Genomic DNA, 15,892 nt, shown 5'->3' on the forward strand with positions numbered 1-15,892 from the left:
TGCCGTGATGCTGACACGGCGGACGTTGTTGCAGAGCGCGCTGGCCGGAGCGGTCCTGAGCGGGTGCTCGTCGGGTACGACGAGCACCCCGACCGCGTCGCCCGGCAACCCGTTCATGGTCGACGGATCCGCGCCCGTCGACGTCGCGGTCGGCGAGGAGTACGGCGGCTTCGCGGCCGCGGCGTACCGGAAGAAGTACGCGAGCGCCACGGTGTCGCCGACGGTGAACGCGCAGCTCGCGAATGCGCTGTTGCCGCGGTTCGCGGCGGGGAATCCGCCGGATGTGGTGCTGAGCGCCGGGGACCAGGCGCTGGAGCTCGGCCGGCTGGTGAAGGCGAACCAGCTGGCGGATCTGCGATCGTTGCTCAACGCACCGGCCTGGGACAACGCGAACGCGAAGGTCGAGGACAGCCTGCTCCCGGGGATGCTGGACGCCGGGCAGTACGACGGGACCCAGCGGACCGTCAACTACGTCGCCACTGTGTACGGCCTGTGGTACTCGGCCAGTCTGTTCCAGCGCAACGGCTGGGACGTGCCCCGCACCTGGCCGGAACTGCTTGCCCTCGGCACCGATATGAAGGCGGCCGGCCTCGGCCCGTTCGTCTACGCGGGCGCGCATCCGTACTACGTGCTCGAAATGGTGCTCACCCTCGCCGCCAAGGCCGGCGGCCACGACGTGGTGAAGCGGATCGACAACCTCGACGACGGCGCCTGGAAGGACGAGAGCGTCACCCGCGCGATCACCGCGGTCGGCGAGCTCGTGAAACGCGGGCTGATCGCGCCGGGCAGCGCCGGCTTCGACCACATCGGCTCGCAGAAGCGCTTCCTGGCCTCGAAGGCCGGTCTGCTGCCGTGCGGCAACTGGCTCGAGAACGAGATGAAGGCGCTGATCCCGCAGAACTTCGGGCTGACCCTGATCGGCGTACCAGCCCTGGACGGGTCGGCGGCGCTGGGCCGGGGTCTCCACGTCGCGGCGACCGCGCCGTACCTGGTGCCGGAGCAGGCGAAGAACAAGGCCGGCGGCCTGGAATACCTGCGGGCCACACTCTCGAAGGACGTCGCGGCCCAGGTCACCTCGGAGTCCAACCAGCTCACGATCGTCCGCGGCGCGGCCGACGGCCTGGAGATCGGTACGGCGCTGCGCTCGGCCCGCGACCTGCTCACCGCAGCCGGCGACCAGGTGATCACGTGGTACTTCGACAGCTGGTACCCCGCCTTCGCCGAAACCGCCGCCCAGGTCACGGGCCAATTCCTCGCCGGCGGCCTGCAACTGTCCGAATGGACCGCCCGCATCCAGTCCGCCGCCGACCGAACCAAACAAGACAAAGCAGTCACCAAGTACCACCGGGACTGATTGGGTTACGGCAATCTAACTTCGACCGGATAGGGCAAAAACACTATCGCCGTCCGCCGCGCGCCGAACTACCCTCGAAGGTGGCAGGTGAGATCGATGGCGTGGGTAGTGGTGTTGCTCGTGTTCCTGGGGCTCTGCGTGCTGCTCAACCTCCTGCTGCCGCAGCCGCCGCCCTCGCGCTGGCGCCGCCGTCTGCAGCGGTCGGTGAACGGTCTCGCGGGGCGGATCCACCCTCGGCCCGCCCCTGAGCCCGATCCGTTCGACACCCTGCGTCTGCAGACCAGGCTCGGTCATCTCGCCGGGGAGATCCGCCGGGTCGAGGCCACCCGGATGTACGCGAAGGCTCACAAGCTGATGGCCCTCGAGGCGGCGTACGACGACCTCCTCGACGAGGCCTGCCGGATGGCCGGCGTCTCCGAAGAGGGCGACCTGAAGCGCGGCGAAGCCAAACGCTGGCTGGAGGAACAGGAACTGGCGTCCCGCGGCTGGTCCTGGTGACCTAGAGCCAGACGACCTGGTCGAGAAAGTCCTCCACGGCAGTGGCCACCTGGCCCAGCACGGCAGCCGACTCCGCGAGCCGGCCCGGCACATACATCCCGTGGTCCGCCTCCGGCACTTCCAGCACGTACGGCGTGAGCTCACGAGCGAGAGTCGAGTCCCACAACGGGTCCGCCGTACCGCCGACCAGCAGGAACGGCGCGGTCGACCGGCGGAGGCCGTCGACCACCCAGTCGCTCGTCAGCACAGGTGTGAGCCAGACCGCCGGCAGTCCTCGCTCGGCGGCCAGCACGGAGGCGTGAGTGCCGAGCGACTTGCCGATCAGCAGCACGTCGCCGGTGGCGGCTGCCAGGGCCTTCGCAGCCTGTGGCAGGACCCAGGGACCGCGCTCTGCCTCGGTGAGGCTGAGCGGGCGATCGGGCTCGTCCCACCACACGGGCTGCACGCTCGCACCCCGGTGTTCGGCCGCGTCGGAGGCGAACATCGGCAGCGGAGCGGCCGGGCCGTTCTGCCCGCCGGGGAGGACGACGGCCGTACGAGAAGTCATAGGGCCGAGTCTATGGGGCGAGTGGTCCGCCCCGGTGTGGCGTGGACTGGAGGCGCTGGCAGAATCGGGTGCATGTCCCTAGCTGCGTCTGACCCCTCCGCAGCCGGTTCCCAGCGTCGCCCTCGGGTGCTGTCCGGGATCCAGCCGACGGCGGACTCCTTCCACTTCGGCAACTACCTCGGCGCGTTGCGACAGTGGGTGGCCCTGCAGGACGACCACGACGCGTTCTACTGCGTCGTCGATCTGCACGCGATCACGGTGGAGTACGAGCCGAAGGCGCTGCGGGAGCGGACCCGCCGCTCGGTCGCGCAACTGCTCGCGGCCGGCATCGATCCGGAGCGCTCGACCCTGTTCGTCCAGTCGCACGTGCCCGAGCACGCCCAGCTGGCCTGGGTGCTCGGCTGCCTGACCGGGTTCGGCGAGGCCAGCCGGATGACGCAGTTCAAGGACAAGTCCGCGAAGGGCGGCGCAGACCGTGCCACGGTCGGCCTGTTCACGTACCCGATCCTGCAGGCCGCGGACATCCTGATCTACCAGGCCGACCGCGTCCCGGTCGGCGAGGACCAGCGCCAGCACCTGGAGCTGACCCGCGACCTGGCCCAGCGGTTCAACCACCGGTTCGGCAAGACGTTCCGGCTGCCGGAGCCGTACATCGTGAAGGAGACCGCGAAAATCGGGGACCTGCAGGATCCGAGCGCCAAGATGAGCAAGTCGAGCTCGTCCCCGGCCGGGATCATCGACCTGCTGGACGACCCGAAGGTGAGCGCGAAGAAGATCCGCTCCGCGGTCACCGACTCCGGCCGCGACGTCGTCTTCGACCCGGAGAACAAGGCCGGCGTGGCCAACCTGCTGACCATCTACTCGGCCCTGACCGGCCGCAAGATCAGCGAGCTCGAGGACGAGTACGCCGGCCGCGGGTACGGCGACTTCAAGAAGGATCTGGCCGAGGTCGTGGTCGAGTTCGTCACGCCGTTCCGGGAGAAGACGCTGGGCTATCTCGACGACACGGCGCAGCTGGACGGGATCCTGGCCGCCGGCGCCGAGCGTGCCCGCGCGGTCACCGAGCCGACCCTGCAACGGGTCTACGACCGGCTGGGCTTCGTGCCCGGTCCGGCAGTGGGCCGGTAGGCCCCGGATGGCGACGATCGGTGTCGCGATCCCGATCGCGGAACCCTACGGCTCGGAGCTGCAGAAGTACCGGGCCGAGTTCGGCGATCCGATGGCCGCGTCGATCCCCACCCACGTGACCCTGCTGCCGCCGACCGAGATCGACGACGCCGACCTGCGCCGGATCGACGAGCACCTGCTCGCGGTGGCCGCCCGGTTCCCGAGCTTCCGGATCCGCCTGCGCGGTACGGCGACCTTCCGGCCGATCTCGCCGGTCGTGTTCGTCCCGCTGGCCGAGGGCATCTCGTCCTGCGAGGTGCTGCAGTCCCAGGTCCGGTCCGGCCCGCTCGAGGTCGAGCTGCGGTTCCCGTACCACCCCCATGTCACCGTCGCCCATGACCTGGACAAGGATGCGCTGGACCGTGCGTACGACGCCCTGGCCGAATACGACTGCTCGTTCGACGTCGAGTTCTTCAGCCGCTACGAGCACGGCGCCGACGGCGTGTGGCGGCCGCAGCGTGCCTTCCCACTGGCAACCTAATCCACGGCGACCTAGCCGGCTGGCAGGCTAGGCCCGGCACTCTCGGGTACAGGAGCGGTATGGGGATCATCAAGGCGGCGTGGCAGTGGTTCGGCAAGACCCAGGTGTGGCGGGCCTGGCAGCGGTACGGCAACTGCCGGGGCAACCGGTTGGCCGGGGCAACGACCTTCTTCGGGTTCCTGTCGATGTTCCCGCTGATCGTGCTGGCCGCGGCGATCACCGGTGTGCTGCTCGGCGACGAAGCGGTCGACACGCTGAAGGACACTCTGCACCAGAACCTGCCCGGCATCGACAACCAGATCGACATCGACTCGCTGATCGCCCACGCCGGCACCATCGGACTGATCTCCGCTGTCGCGCTGCTGTTCGCCGGGCTCGGCTGGATCGACTCGATGCGGGCCTCGATCCGGTCGATGCACGAATTGGACGACCAGCCCGGCAACTTCGTGGTGGTCAAGCTCTGGGACTTCGTCGCCCTCGTCGGTCTGGGCCTGATCGCCTTGATTTCCACCGGTGTCTCGTCGGTTCTGTCCGCGCTGACGCAGCGGATCGTCGACCGGACGAATCTGGACGGGAGCTTTCTGACCGTCTGCAGCGTCGTGTTAGGCATCGTGACAGGTGCCATCCTGATCCTCTACCTGCAGACGGCCCTGCCGGGGATCATCCTGCCGGGGAAGGTCGCGCTGATCGCAGCACTGGCCGGCGGCATCCTGTACTACCTCGCGCAGAAGCTCGGCAGTCTGTATGTGACCCACGTCATCGGGACGAACGCGGCGTACGGCACTCTGGCCCTGCCGCTGGCGTTGTTGGTGTGGATCTACCTGCTGACGCGCGCGATCATGGTCATCGCGGCGTGGACCAAGGAGGCGACCCTGGACGCCCGTGCTCCGGGCGAGGTCGAGCCCGAGCCGGAGCCGGTGGAGCCAGAGCCGGTCGAGGAGCCGCTGCTGCTGGGGCCGCCTGGGAAGCGCTACAAGGTGGTGCCGGTGCCGCAGCGGAAAGCCGACACGGTGGCGGTCGCCGCCGGTGCAGTCCTGGGCGTCACCGTGTCCATTCTGGCCGCGCAGGTCGGCAGGGCCGCTCGCTCGCTTCGGCGTTAGGCCTCAGTGCCGGCGCCGGCGCAGGGTGCGTGGGCGGCGGAGGAAGAGGCCCAGGAGCAGTACGGGCGGGCCGGCGTACGCCCAGGCGGGGACGCGGAAGGCCAGGGATTGGACGGCCTGGCCAGGGTTCAGGACTGTGCGGCTGCGCGGCGGGTGCGTCGTACCGGAGGATTCGGTCTTCTTGCCGTCAGCGGGCTGGGGTGCGGACTTGGGCTTCACCGCGGGCTTGACCAGGCTGCCGACCGGGGTGAGCTTGCCGTAGTTGTCGAACGTCCAGGTGAGCAAGTTGCTGGCGTCCTCGGTGATGCCGTGCGGCGCGTTCATCATGGTCACCACCAGCGTGTGCCCGTTGCGTCGGGCCGCTCCGACGAACGTGTTGCGGGCCAGCGTGGTGTAGCCGGTCTTGACGCCCAGTGCGCCGTCGTAGCTGAACAGCAGTTTGTTCTGGTTCGCGACCTGGTAGGTGCCCTTGCCCTTGCCTGCGTTCGGGAAGGCCGTGTACTTCGTCGACGCATACTTCGCGAAGTCCGGGCGGCCCAGGCCGTTCTGTGCGAACAGGGCCAGGTCGTAGGCGCTGGAGTACTGCCCGTCGGCGTCGAGGCCGGTCGGGTCGGTCACGTGGGTGTCGAGTGCCCCGATCTCGGCGGCCTTCTGGTTCATCCGCTGGATGGTCGCCGGTATGCCGCCCTGGTCGTGCGCGCACAGTGCGTGCACCGCGTCGTTCCCGGAGGCCAGGAACATGCCCTGGAAGAGCAGGTCGACCGTGTACGTCAGTCCCGGGTAGACACCGACCTTGCTGCCGATGATCCCGGCGTCGGCATCTGTACCGACTACTTGGTCGGTCTTCTTCAGCCGTGGCAGCAGGACCAGGGCCGTCAGGGTCTTGAGCGTGCTGGCGGGCCGCAGCTTGGCATGCGGTGCCTTGGCGGCCAGTACGGCGCCGGTGTCGAGGTCGGCGACGACGTACGCGGACGCCTGGACGGCCGGCGGTGCCGCCCCGTCGGCGACGACCGTCGGCTTCGCGGTCAGCAGGTCGCCGCCGACCGGGCCTTGTGAGCCCTGGTCGGCGGCGGTCGCTGTCAGAGGTCCGGTGACCACCAGTGCGGCGGCCGCGCAGCCCGTCAGAAGCAAACGCATCGGCCGCACTCTAGTTGCCGCCTGGGGCAGATGTCACAGTCGGGTCTCATGCCCGATAGGCAGTCCACATGTTGCTGACGCGGGTGCTCTGGCCCGGAGTGAACTGGTTGTAGCAGGAGTCGTAGGAGTAGTCCATGTAGTTGTGGATGGGGTCCACGCCCGGCAGTGAGCAGGAATCCCGGCCGGTCGGGCAGCCGCTGCTGGCGCTGCTCTGGGCCGGCGTGTCGGCCACGGAGTCGTTCGTGCTCGTGCAACCGCCCTGGAACGTGTGGTAAAGCCCGAACCAGTGGCCGGCCTCGTGGGACGCGGTCTTGCCGAGGTTGAAGTTGGTCGCGGAGCCGCCGGGCAGCGAGCTGTACTGCACCCGGATGCCGTCGATCGACGGGTTGCTCGCGTAGTCCCACGGGAACGTCGCGATGCCAAGGTAGGAGAAGTCGACCAGCCAGATGTTCAGGGCGTTCTTGCCGCCCTTGCGCGTTTGTGACCGGTACGTCGTGCTCTGGCCGTCGCGGTGCCAGGTGCTGTTGTCGTACCGGTCGGTGCCGGCCAGGTAGAACGTGAAGCCGGTGTTCGCGGCCTGCGACGACTCGCCGCCGGCGTAGTCCTGGTTCAGCTCGGCGATCTGCTGGTTGATCTGGGTCGCTGTCACGTCGCCGGCGCCGGAGCTGCTCCGCATCACGTGGACGTAGACCGGAACGCTCGCCGCAGCCAGCGTGCCGGCCTTGGGAGCCAGTCCACGGGCCGCCTTGGCCTTGAGGATCTCCGCCGTCTTGGCATCGATCGCCTTCTGCTCGGCCGCCGACAACTCCCGGTGGTCGGCGCCGAACCCACCACGAGCCGAGGGACCCTCGGCCGGCGTGAGACACGGCTTCCCCACCTGGTCGGCTGGCAACTGCGCGGTCGCCTGGCCTCCGAGTGGGCTGAACGCGAGCGCCGTACCGGCGATCAACACGGCCAGGGCGCGGGGACGGGTGATGAAAGGACCGGGGCGGTGGGGCGGGGAAGGAAGTGAAAACCGCATAGTGCGTCCTCCGAGATCGGGCCGCTTGGGCGGTGCGGCCGAATCCCGAGATCTTCCCCACGATCCCGCACAGTGCCTAGCCGTTCACTGTCCGCACAGTGCCACGGCACCACCACGCCGCGTTGACAACTGTGCTGAGGCTTGAGTCAATGGACTGACGGTAGACCAATAGAATGCCGGGAGTGGTCGTGAGCGGTGGCAGGTTGGGTGTGCAGGAGTTGCGGGATCTCGTGGCTCGCGGGCAGGTCGACACTGTGCTCGTCGCGATCACGGATATGCAGGGGCGGTTGCAGGGGAAGCGGTGTGGGGGGCGGTACTTCCTGGAGGAGGTGCTGAAGCACGGGACCGAGGGGTGCAACTACCTGCTCGCGGTCGACGTGGACATGAACACCGTGGGCGGTTACGCGATGTCGTCCTGGGAGCGGGGGTACGGCGACATGGTGATGGCGCCTGATCTCGACACCCTCCGGCTGGTGCCGTGGCTCGAAGGTACGGCGATGGTGCTGTGTGACGTGCAGTGGCTGGATGGGACGCCCGTGGTGGCCTCGCCCCGGCAGGTGCTGCGGAAGCAACTGGAGCGCCTGGCCGAGAAGAATCTGAGGGCGTACGTCGGGACCGAGCTGGAGTTCATCGTCTTCGACGACACGTTCGAGTCGGCCTGGGACAAGCGCTACCGCGACCTCACCCCGGCGAATCAGTACAACGTCGACTACTCCCTCCTCGGCACCGCGCGGATCGAACCACTGCTGCGAGACATCCGCAAAGCCATGACCGGCGCCGGCCTGTACGTCGAGTCCGCGAAGGGGGAGTGCAACCTCGGCCAGCACGAGATCGCCTTCCGGTACGACGAGGCCTTGGTGACCTGCGACAACCACTCGATCTACAAGACCGGTGCGAAGGAGATCGCCGCGAAGCACGGCAAGAGCCTGACCTTCATGGCGAAGTACGACGAACGCGAGGGCAACTCGTGTCATATCCACCTCAGCTTCCGCTCCACCGACGGTGACGCCGTACTCGCGGGCGACCGGGACCACGGGTTCTCCGAGCTGATGGAGCGGTTCATCGCCGGCCAGCTCGCGTGCCTGCCCGAGTTCACCTATCTGCTCGCGCCGAACATCAACTCGTACAAGCGCTTCGTCCGCGGCAGCTTCGCGCCGACCACGGTCGCCTGGGGGCTGGACAACCGGACCTGCTCGCTCCGCGTGGTCGGTCACGGCGACTCGCTCCGGGTGGAGAACCGCCTCCCCGGCGGCGACGTGAACCCGTATCTCGCGGTCGCCGCGATCATCGCCTCCGGCCTGCACGGCATCGAGAACGAGCTGGACCTCGAGCCGCTGCTGGCGGGCAACGCGTACGAGTCCGACAAGGACCACGTCCCGTCCACGCTGCGCGAGGCGGCCGCGCTGTTCACCGGCTCGAAGCTCGCCCGGGAGGCGTTCGGCGACGAGATGGTCGACCACTACACCAACACCGCGCGGGTCGAGCTCGACGCGTACGACGCCGCCGTCACCGACTGGGAGCGGATCCGTGGCTTCGAACGACTCTGATCGTCCTGTTGTCGACAATCAACCCGTCGACAACAGGACCGTCGGCAATCCGAGGATCGGCATCACGACATACCTGGAGCCGACGATCTGGGGGATCTGGGAGCGTGACGCCGCGCTGCTGCCGCGCGTCTACCTGGATGCGGTGGCCGCGGCCGGAGGGGTGCCGCTGCTACTGCCGCCAGTCGGGACCGATCCGACCGTCCTGGATCTCCTCGACGGCCTGATCGTCGCCGGCGGGTGCGACGTCGATCCAGCGTCGTACGACGCGACGCCGCATCCGGAAACGGTCGACACCAGGCCCGGCCGGGACGAGCATGAGCGCACGCTGATCCAGGGCGCACTCGACCGGGATCTCCCGTTGCTCGCGATCTGCCGCGGTCTGCAGATGCTCAACGTCACGCTCGGCGGGACGCTGCACCAGCACCTGCCCGACGTGATCACGCACGACGAGCACCGCCCTTCGCCCGCGGTCTTCGGCACGACCGAGGTCAAGCTCGAGCCCGACTCGCTCGCAGGCCGGATCCTCGGCGACCGCGCCGGCGTGCGCTGCTACCACCACCAGGCCATCGACGTACTCGCGCCGGGCCTGACCGTCACCGCCCGGGCCGGTGACGGGACCGTCGAGGCGGTCGAGGTGGACGGCCACGCGTTCGCCCTCGGAGTGCAGTGGCACCCGGAGGAGAACCCCGATGATCTGCGGCTGTTCACCGCACTGATCGCCGCAACCAGGAGCACAGCATGACGTACGACGTGATCAACCCGGCCACCGAGAAAGTGGTCCGCACGATCGCCCTGGCCACCGAGCAGGAGGCGGACGAGGCGATCGCCCGTGCCGCCAAGGCCTTCGAAACCTGGCGGGACGTCACCCCGGCGGATCGTGGCCGGCTGCTCCGCCGGTTCGCCGACGCGGTCGACGCCGATCTGGAGAACCTCGCCGCGCTGGAGGTCGAGAACGCCGGCCACACCATCGGCAACGCCCGTTGGGAAGCGGGCAACGTCCGCGACGTGCTCACGTATTACTCGGCCGCGCCGGAACGCCTGTTCGGCCGGCAGATACCTGTTGCCGGGGGCATCGATATCACCTTCCAGGAGCCGCTCGGTGTGGTCGGCGTGATCGTGCCGTGGAACTTCCCGATGCCCATCGCCGGCTGGGGTTTCGCCCCGGCCCTTGCCGCTGGCAACACTGTTGTCCTCAAGCCGGCCGAGCTCACACCGTTGACCGCTCTGAGAATCGGCGAGTTGGCGTTGGAGGCAGGGCTGCCGCCGGGTGTGTTCGAGGTCGTGCCGGGCAAGGGCACCGTCGTCGGACAGCGGTTCGTCACGCATCCCGCCGTACGCAAGGTGGTTTTCACCGGGTCGACCGTGGTCGGGAAGCAGATCATGGCGGGCTGTGCCGACCAGGTGAAGCGGGTGACGCTGGAGCTCGGGGGGAAATCGGCCAACATCGTCTTCGCCGACGCGGATCTCGAGAAGGCCGCGGCCCAGGCGCCGTACGGCGTGTTCGACAACGCCGGGCAGGACTGTTGTGCGCGATCGCGGATCCTGGTCGAGCGGTCGGCGTACGACCGCTTCATGGAGTTGCTCGAGCCGGCGGTGAAGAGCTTCAAGGTCGGGGACCCGAGTGATCCGCTGACGGAGATGGGGCCGTTGATCTCCCGAGGTCAGCTCGAGCGGGTCGCGTCGTTTGTCGACAATCCAGCGATCCAAGGGACGGCGCCGACTGGCCCTGGGTTCTGGTTCCCACCGACCGTCCTCGCAGCTGCCGGCGACCGGGCGATCAGGGAGGAGATCTTCGGGCCGGTGGTCGCGGTGATCCCGTTCACGGACGAGGCGGACGCCGTGCGGATCGCGAACGACAGCGAGTACGGGCTGTCCGGCTCGATCTGGACCCGGGACGTCGGCCGCGCGCTGCGGGTGAGCCGCGGCGTCGAGGCCGGCAACCTGTCGGTCAACTCGAACTCGTCGGTCCGGTACTCGACGCCGTTCGGCGGCTACAAGCAGTCCGGGCTCGGCCGCGAGCTCGGTCCGGACGCGCTGGCCGCGTTCACCGAGACCAAGAACATCTTCATCAGCACGGAGGACTGAATGAGTGACGTGAAGGCGAGCCGGCTCGAGGGTCGCGTCGCGGTGGTGACGGGCGGCGCGAGCGGGATCGGCCTGGCCACGGTACGGCGGCTCGCCGCCGAGGGAGCCAAGGTCGTGGTCGGCGACCTCGACCCCGCCGCCGGCAAAGCCGCTGCGGACGAGGCCGGCGGGCTGTTCGTCGCGACCGACGTCACCGACGCGGCCGCGGTGGACAACTTGTTCAAGCAGGCCTTCGACACCTATGGCAGCGTGGACATCGCGTTCAACAACGCGGGCATCTCGCCGCCCGACGACGCCTCGATCCTGGACACCGGGCTGGAGGCGTGGCGGAAGGTCCAGGAGGTCAACCTGACCTCGGTGTATCTGTGCTGCAAGGCCGCGATCCCTTACATGCAACGGCAGGGCAGGGGCTCGATCATCAACACCGCGTCGTTCGTCGCGGTGATGGGCGCGGCCACGTCGCAGATCTCGTACTCCGCGTCCAAGGGCGGCGTACTGGCGATGAGCCGCGAGCTCGGGGTCGAGTTCGCCCGGCAGGGGATCCGGGTCAACGCGCTCTGCCCGGGACCGGTGAACACGCCGCTGCTGACCGAGCTGTTCGCGAAGGACCCGGAGCGGGCGCAGCGCCGGTTGGTGCACGTCCCGATGGGCCGGTTCGGGGAGCCGGAGGAGATCGCGGCCGCGGTCGCCTTCCTGGCCAGCGACGACGCCTCCTTCATCACCGCCAACACCTTCCTCGTCGACGGAGGAATCTCAGGCGCCTATGTGACTCCGCTCTAGGCTGAGATCATGATTGGCCAGGCAGACGACGCGGTGTTCCGGCCGGTGCGGACCGGGAACCCGTTCGAGGAGGCGGTCGAGCGGTTGCTGCAGGCAATCAAGCTCGGCGTCGTCGTCCCGGGCGACCGGCTGCCGTCCGAACGCGACCTGGCCGCCCGCCTGAACGTCAGCCGGGTCACCCTCCGCGAGGCGATCCACGCGCTCGCCGAGGCCGGGTACGTCGAGTCCCGGCGCGGCCGGTACGGCGGAACCTTCGTCAACGAGCACCTGCCGAAGCCCCGACGTACACCCGCGAAACGTCTGGCTCGAGAGTTGGGCGATGGGCTGGACGACGCGCTCGTACTGCGTTCCGCGCTCGAAACCGGTGCCGCCGAAGCCGCCGCCGCGCGGGCGTTGTCGGAGGCCGAGCGGGAGCACTTGTGCCGCTGCCTGGCGGAGACGTCCGCCGCGACACTGGCCGACTACCGCCGCCTCGACTCCCGGCTGCATTTGGCCATTGCGGAGGTGACCGGCTCACCGTCGCTGACGTCCGCAACCGCCGACGTTCGCATGCGCCTGAACGAACTCCTGGACGCGATCCCCTTGCTGGAAAGGAATATCCAGCACTCGAACGACCAGCATCAGGCGATCGTCGACGCCATCCTCGCCGACGATCCCGAGGCGGCGCGGCGCGCGATGCAGGAGCACCTGTCCGGGACGGCCGCCCTGCTGAGAGCCTTCCTCGCCTGATTCCTCGACAACCCCTCCGACGTTCCTCGCGCGGCTGTTTGCTGTTCCCGCCGGCCGGCTCTCGGGACCTGGGCCAGGACAACGGGGCCCGAGACAGGAAATAACCAGTCGCAGGCCACCAGTTCCTGTCCAAGCCCCCAACGCCGGGCCCTGCCCGGCCCCGCCCGCCCAGCGCGGCCGCGCAGGCCGCCCAGGTCGGCCTCGGTCGGGCGGACCGCTGGTCGCCTGCGGTTGGCCAGGTGTCGGGGGTGAGGCCGGGGCGTCGGGGCCTCGGACAGGAAATAACCAGTCCCAGGCCACCATTTCCTGTCCGAGCCCCCGACGCTCGGCCAGGTGCTCAGCTCCGCAGGGCGGCTGGCAGCGGGGCGAGTCGGGTCCGAGGTTCGCGGGCTCGAATCCAGGTGGACCAGCAACTTTCAACCGCTTGTCGTGGTCTTGCGCGGCAGGCGGTTGAACTTTGTCGCGACCGCGTGGGCCATCAGTGCCCCGGCACGATCGTGCCGCCCTGACTGCTCTGATCTGGGCAGCGACGGGTGACAGGATGGTGACGGGATGGTTTCCTCATGTGACACTCGCCGTGTCGGACGGTCGTTCACTGTGATAATCGGCGAGGGTAAACCTTCGAGGAGTTTGTGGTGGATCGATGACTGACGACGAGCTGGTCGGGCGCGCCGGGCTGGTCGAGCGTGCGAACAAGCAGCTCGAGACCAGCGGCAGTGTGCTGCTCTACGGCCCGACCGGGATCGGCAAGTCGGCCCTCGGCCGCGCCCTCGTCGCGGACCGGGCCCGGGCCGGCTGCCGGATTCTCAGCGCCGCACCGTCCCAGTCCGAAGCCGGCCTCCCGTACGTCACCCTCCTCGACCTCCTCTCCAACCAGCTCGAGCTCGCCTGGCAGGTGCTGCCCGACCACCTGCGCCAGCCGCTCGAGGTCGCCCTGCTCAAGGCCAGCGCGCCCGACACCGTCCGTGACGAGCTGGCCGTGCGCCTCGCCGTACTGCATGTCCTCCGCCGTCTGGCCGCGGGCGGACCGGTCCTGCTCGTCGTGGACGACATCCAGTGGGTGGATCCGTCGAGCCTGGAAGTGCTGACGTTCTGTGCCCGGCGACTGTCCGAGGGCGTGCATATGCTCGCTACCGAGCAGGTGGCTGACGGCGACCTCCCGATGATGGCCGAGGCCTGCCCCGAGCCGGTCCTCCAGTTGGAGGTCCCGCCGCTCACCGAGCCCGACGTGCTCGGCCTGCTCCGGCAGCGCTTGTCCAGCCCGCTCCCGGTTCGTACGGCGCGGCGCATCTTCACCGCGAGCGCCGGCAACCCGTTCATGGCGCTCGAGCTCGGTCGCGCCGTACTGCGTCATCCGGAAGGCGTCTCGCCCAACGACCCGCTGCCGGTGTCGAGCCGGCTCAAGACCCTGCTCGGCGACCGCCTGTCCGACCTCAGCCCCGCCACGCACGAGCTCCTCCTGCACGCAGCGTCGTCGCCACGCCCGACCACGACTCAGCTCGCACAGTCCTTGGACCGGCCGATCGACACCGAGCTCGCGGAGGCGGAGGCGCTCGGACTGATCGACGTCTCCTCCGAGCGGTTGCGGTTCTCCCACCCGCTGCTCCGGGAGTTCGTGTACGCCGAAGCCACGTCAGCATCCCGTCGCCAGGCCCACGCCCAGCTGGCGGCCGTGGTCGACGAACCGGTGGAGAACGCGACCCACCGCGCGCTCGCGACCCAGGAGGCCGACCCCGAGCTTGCCGCCACGATCGAAGAGGCCGCCACGGTCGCAGCCGGCCGGGGTGCGCCCGGTGCTGCCGCGACGCTGTGGCGCCTGGCGGCGGAGCGTACGCCGATCACCCTGCCGGACGAGCGGGCCCGACGACTGACCCGGGCCGCTGACGACGCCGCGGCCGCCGGTCATCTCGCCGAGTCGGCCGACATGGCGCGGCTCGCCGTCCAGGCGGCGACCACGCCGGAGAACAAGGTGCTCGCGCTGTTGCTGCTGGCGGACGCGGCCTGGCCGGACCGGGACCGTCGCGTCGAGCTGCTGGACGAGGCCTTCCAGGCGTCACTCGGCGACCAGCGGCTCGAGGCGCGGGTGCGGATCATGCGCAGCCACAGCGAGTACTTCGATCGCCGGCTCGACGAGGCGCAGGAGGACGCGCGCGTCGCCGAGGCTCTGGCCCGCGCGTCCGGTGACACCGAGGCGCTGGTGGACGCGCTGAGCGCCGCGAGCTCGGTGCAGATCGCGCGCGACGCCGAGCAGACCGCGGACGCGTTGCTGCAGCAGGCCGCCGAGCTGGCCGGTGGGCTGCCACTGACCAAGACCGTGGTGAACGCGCGGCAGATGGCCGCGATGCGGGAACTGTTCCGCGGCCGCACGGACGAGGCGATCGCCGCGATCACCGCACTGGTCGACGAGGTCCGCGACAACGGCGCGATGCGGTGGCTGGCGTCCGTACTGATCTCCGCGACCGCGATCTACGAGCGCAGCGGGCGCGGCGCGGACGCGTTGGCCGCCGGGCACGAGTGCTACCAGCTGATGCAGGACATCGGCGAAGAGGCCGAGGTCGGCATGATCATCGCGAGCCGCGCCGAGTGGGCCGGTGGCGCGGCGGCGATGGGTCGCCAGCTGGCGGAGGCGGCGCTCGAGGGTGTCCGGCTGGTCGGGAACGACGAATGGACCGGCCCGGCGCTGGCCAGCCTCGGGCTGATCGCCGTACTGACCGGGGATCCGCAGCGTGCGGTGGAGTCGTTCGACGCGATCGCGCAGTCGGGGGAGGCGGCGATGCCGTTCGACCCGGCGGTGATCCCGTGGCACGCGGACTACGCGGAGGCGCTCGTCGCGGCCGGCCGGCTGGAGGACGCCGCCGCGTTGATCGCCGACATCCGGACCCGCGCGGACAACCTGGACCGTGCGGTCGTGCGGGTCGGGCTGGCCCGGTCAGAGGCGCTGCTGATCGCCAAGCAGGGCGATCCGGCCGCGGCCCTGGACCTGCTGGAGGAAACGATCAGTACGGCGGGCGACCGCGTGTACCCGCTGGACCTGGCCCGCTGTGAGCTCACCCGCGGGCGGGTCGCCCGGCAGGCGCGCCGCCGTTCGGTCGCGCGGACGGCGTTCCTGGACGCGATCGAGCAGTTCGAGGCGTACGGCGCTCCCGCGTGGCGCGAGGTCGCCGAGACCGAGCTCGCCCGCCTCGACGTACCGAGCCGCAGCCGGCAGCCGTCGGAGCTGACCGACAACGAGCAGCAGATCGTCGCGATGGTCCGCGACGGCTCCACGAACCGCGAGATCGCCGCCGCGCTCTACCTGTCGGTGAAGGCGGTCGAGTCCCAGCTCACCCGCCTCTACCGCCGCTTCGGTGTCGCCAACCGCACCCAGCTCCTCCGGATGGTCGACCGCCCCAGCCCCTGAGTCCGCAGGGAAACCCTTGTGGTGACCCGTGAGTAGCTTGCGATGT

The 15,892-nt window shown here is 69.4% G+C and carries 14 protein-coding genes; 11 read left to right on the forward strand and 3 right to left on the reverse strand.

From position 1 onward, the window contains the following. The first annotated feature begins 7 nt into the window (after positions 1-7). Together ngcE and OG555_RS20100 are read left to right on the forward strand one after the other, a co-directional pair. The gene (ngcE, locus tag OG555_RS20095) at positions 8-1,354 is read left to right on the forward strand and encodes an N-acetylglucosamine/diacetylchitobiose ABC transporter substrate-binding protein (RefSeq protein WP_329484443.1); all 1,347 of its coding nucleotides are present in this window, start codon (positions 8-10) and stop codon (positions 1,352-1,354) included. Between the two features lie 96 nt (positions 1,355-1,450). Then, positions 1,451-1,852: a hypothetical protein gene (locus OG555_RS20100; RefSeq protein ID WP_329484444.1), complete on the forward strand. Its 402-nt coding sequence runs from the start codon at positions 1,451-1,453 to the stop codon at positions 1,850-1,852. Position 1,853: 1 nt separating this feature from the next. Here OG555_RS20100 and OG555_RS20105 read toward each other — a convergent pair whose 3' ends face one another. Continuing rightward, complete coding sequence (locus OG555_RS20105) at positions 1,854-2,399, reverse strand: alpha/beta hydrolase (RefSeq protein ID WP_329484445.1); 546 nt, start codon at positions 2,397-2,399, stop codon at positions 1,854-1,856. A gap of 72 nt (positions 2,400-2,471) precedes the next feature. On the opposite strand from OG555_RS20105, the gene trpS reads away from it, so the two are divergent. From trpS to OG555_RS20120, 3 genes are read left to right on the forward strand one after another with little or no spacing between them, the layout of a single operon-like run. Beyond that, a complete protein-coding gene (trpS, locus tag OG555_RS20110; RefSeq protein ID WP_329484446.1) occupies positions 2,472-3,527 on the forward strand; it encodes a tryptophan--tRNA ligase in 1,056 nt (351 codons plus the stop codon). Between the two features lie 7 nt (positions 3,528-3,534). Beyond that, a complete protein-coding gene (locus OG555_RS20115; protein ID WP_329484447.1) occupies positions 3,535-4,047 on the forward strand; it encodes a 2'-5' RNA ligase family protein in 513 nt (170 codons plus the stop codon). Between the two features lie 59 nt (positions 4,048-4,106). Further along, positions 4,107-5,147, forward strand: coding sequence for a YihY/virulence factor BrkB family protein (locus tag OG555_RS20120; protein ID WP_329484448.1), 1,041 nt, complete (start codon positions 4,107-4,109; stop codon positions 5,145-5,147). A 3-nt stretch (positions 5,148-5,150) separates the two neighbouring features. Here OG555_RS20120 and OG555_RS20125 read toward each other — a convergent pair whose 3' ends face one another. Next, positions 5,151-6,284 (reverse strand): D-alanyl-D-alanine carboxypeptidase family protein, encoded by a 1,134-nt coding sequence (locus OG555_RS20125; RefSeq protein ID WP_329484449.1) that lies wholly within the window; start codon positions 6,282-6,284, stop codon positions 5,151-5,153. 46 nt (positions 6,285-6,330) lie between these two features. Further along, a complete protein-coding gene (locus tag OG555_RS20130; protein ID WP_329484450.1) occupies positions 6,331-7,305 on the reverse strand; it encodes a zinc metalloprotease in 975 nt (324 codons plus the stop codon). A gap of 188 nt (positions 7,306-7,493) precedes the next feature. Here OG555_RS20130 and OG555_RS20135 point away from each other — a divergent pair, with 188 nt between their 5' ends. From OG555_RS20135 to OG555_RS20160, 6 genes are all read left to right on the forward strand, one after another. Further along, a complete protein-coding gene (locus tag OG555_RS20135) occupies positions 7,494-8,852 on the forward strand; it encodes a glutamine synthetase family protein (RefSeq protein ID WP_329484451.1) in 1,359 nt (452 codons plus the stop codon). After that, positions 8,833-9,594 (forward strand): gamma-glutamyl-gamma-aminobutyrate hydrolase family protein, encoded by a 762-nt coding sequence (locus OG555_RS20140; protein WP_329484452.1) that lies wholly within the window; start codon positions 8,833-8,835, stop codon positions 9,592-9,594. The genes OG555_RS20135 and OG555_RS20140 overlap by 20 nt, the downstream gene beginning before the upstream one ends. Beyond that, a complete protein-coding gene (locus OG555_RS20145; RefSeq protein WP_329484453.1) occupies positions 9,591-10,937 on the forward strand; it encodes an aldehyde dehydrogenase family protein in 1,347 nt (448 codons plus the stop codon). The genes OG555_RS20140 and OG555_RS20145 overlap by 4 nt, the downstream gene beginning before the upstream one ends. Beyond that, positions 10,938-11,717, forward strand: a complete 780-nt coding sequence (locus OG555_RS20150) for a 3-oxoacyl-ACP reductase (protein ID WP_329484454.1) — start codon at positions 10,938-10,940, stop codon at positions 11,715-11,717. Between the two features lie 9 nt (positions 11,718-11,726). Further along, positions 11,727-12,446 carry a FadR/GntR family transcriptional regulator gene (locus OG555_RS20155; RefSeq protein WP_329484455.1) on the forward strand — a complete coding sequence of 240 codons (720 nt, stop codon included), beginning with the start codon at positions 11,727-11,729 and terminating at the stop codon, positions 12,444-12,446. A 643-nt stretch (positions 12,447-13,089) separates the two neighbouring features. Then, on the forward strand, positions 13,090-15,846 hold the full coding sequence (locus OG555_RS20160; protein WP_329484456.1) for an AAA family ATPase: 2,757 nt from the start codon (positions 13,090-13,092) through the stop codon (positions 15,844-15,846). Positions 15,847-15,892: the final 46 nt, after the last annotated feature.

This window comes from Kribbella sp. NBC_01484, assembly GCF_036227145.1.
Taxonomy (GTDB): Bacteria; Actinomycetota; Actinomycetes; order Propionibacteriales; family Kribbellaceae; genus Kribbella.

What these genes read in the sequence shown, in the direction of transcription:
- ngcE (WP_329484443.1), top strand. Translation starts at nt 8, where the DNA reads ATGCTGACACGGCGGACGTTGTTGCAGAGCGCGCTGGCCGGAGCGGTC.
- OG555_RS20100 (WP_329484444.1), top strand. Translation starts at nt 1,451, where the DNA reads ATGGCGTGGGTAGTGGTGTTGCTCGTGTTCCTGGGGCTCTGCGTGCTG.
- OG555_RS20105 (WP_329484445.1), bottom strand. Translation starts at nt 2,399, where the DNA reads ATGACTTCTCGTACGGCCGTCGTCCTCCCCGGCGGGCAGAACGGCCCG.
- trpS (WP_329484446.1), top strand. Translation starts at nt 2,472, where the DNA reads ATGTCCCTAGCTGCGTCTGACCCCTCCGCAGCCGGTTCCCAGCGTCGC.
- OG555_RS20115 (WP_329484447.1), top strand. Translation starts at nt 3,535, where the DNA reads ATGGCGACGATCGGTGTCGCGATCCCGATCGCGGAACCCTACGGCTCG.
- OG555_RS20120 (WP_329484448.1), top strand. Translation starts at nt 4,107, where the DNA reads ATGGGGATCATCAAGGCGGCGTGGCAGTGGTTCGGCAAGACCCAGGTG.
- OG555_RS20125 (WP_329484449.1), bottom strand. Translation starts at nt 6,284, where the DNA reads ATGCGTTTGCTTCTGACGGGCTGCGCGGCCGCCGCACTGGTGGTCACC.
- OG555_RS20130 (WP_329484450.1), bottom strand. Translation starts at nt 7,305, where the DNA reads ATGCGGTTTTCACTTCCTTCCCCGCCCCACCGCCCCGGTCCTTTCATC.
- OG555_RS20145 (WP_329484453.1), top strand. Translation starts at nt 9,591, where the DNA reads ATGACGTACGACGTGATCAACCCGGCCACCGAGAAAGTGGTCCGCACG.
- OG555_RS20150 (WP_329484454.1), top strand. Translation starts at nt 10,938, where the DNA reads ATGAGTGACGTGAAGGCGAGCCGGCTCGAGGGTCGCGTCGCGGTGGTG.
- OG555_RS20155 (WP_329484455.1), top strand. Translation starts at nt 11,727, where the DNA reads ATGATTGGCCAGGCAGACGACGCGGTGTTCCGGCCGGTGCGGACCGGG.
- OG555_RS20160 (WP_329484456.1), top strand. Translation starts at nt 13,090, where the DNA reads ATGACTGACGACGAGCTGGTCGGGCGCGCCGGGCTGGTCGAGCGTGCG.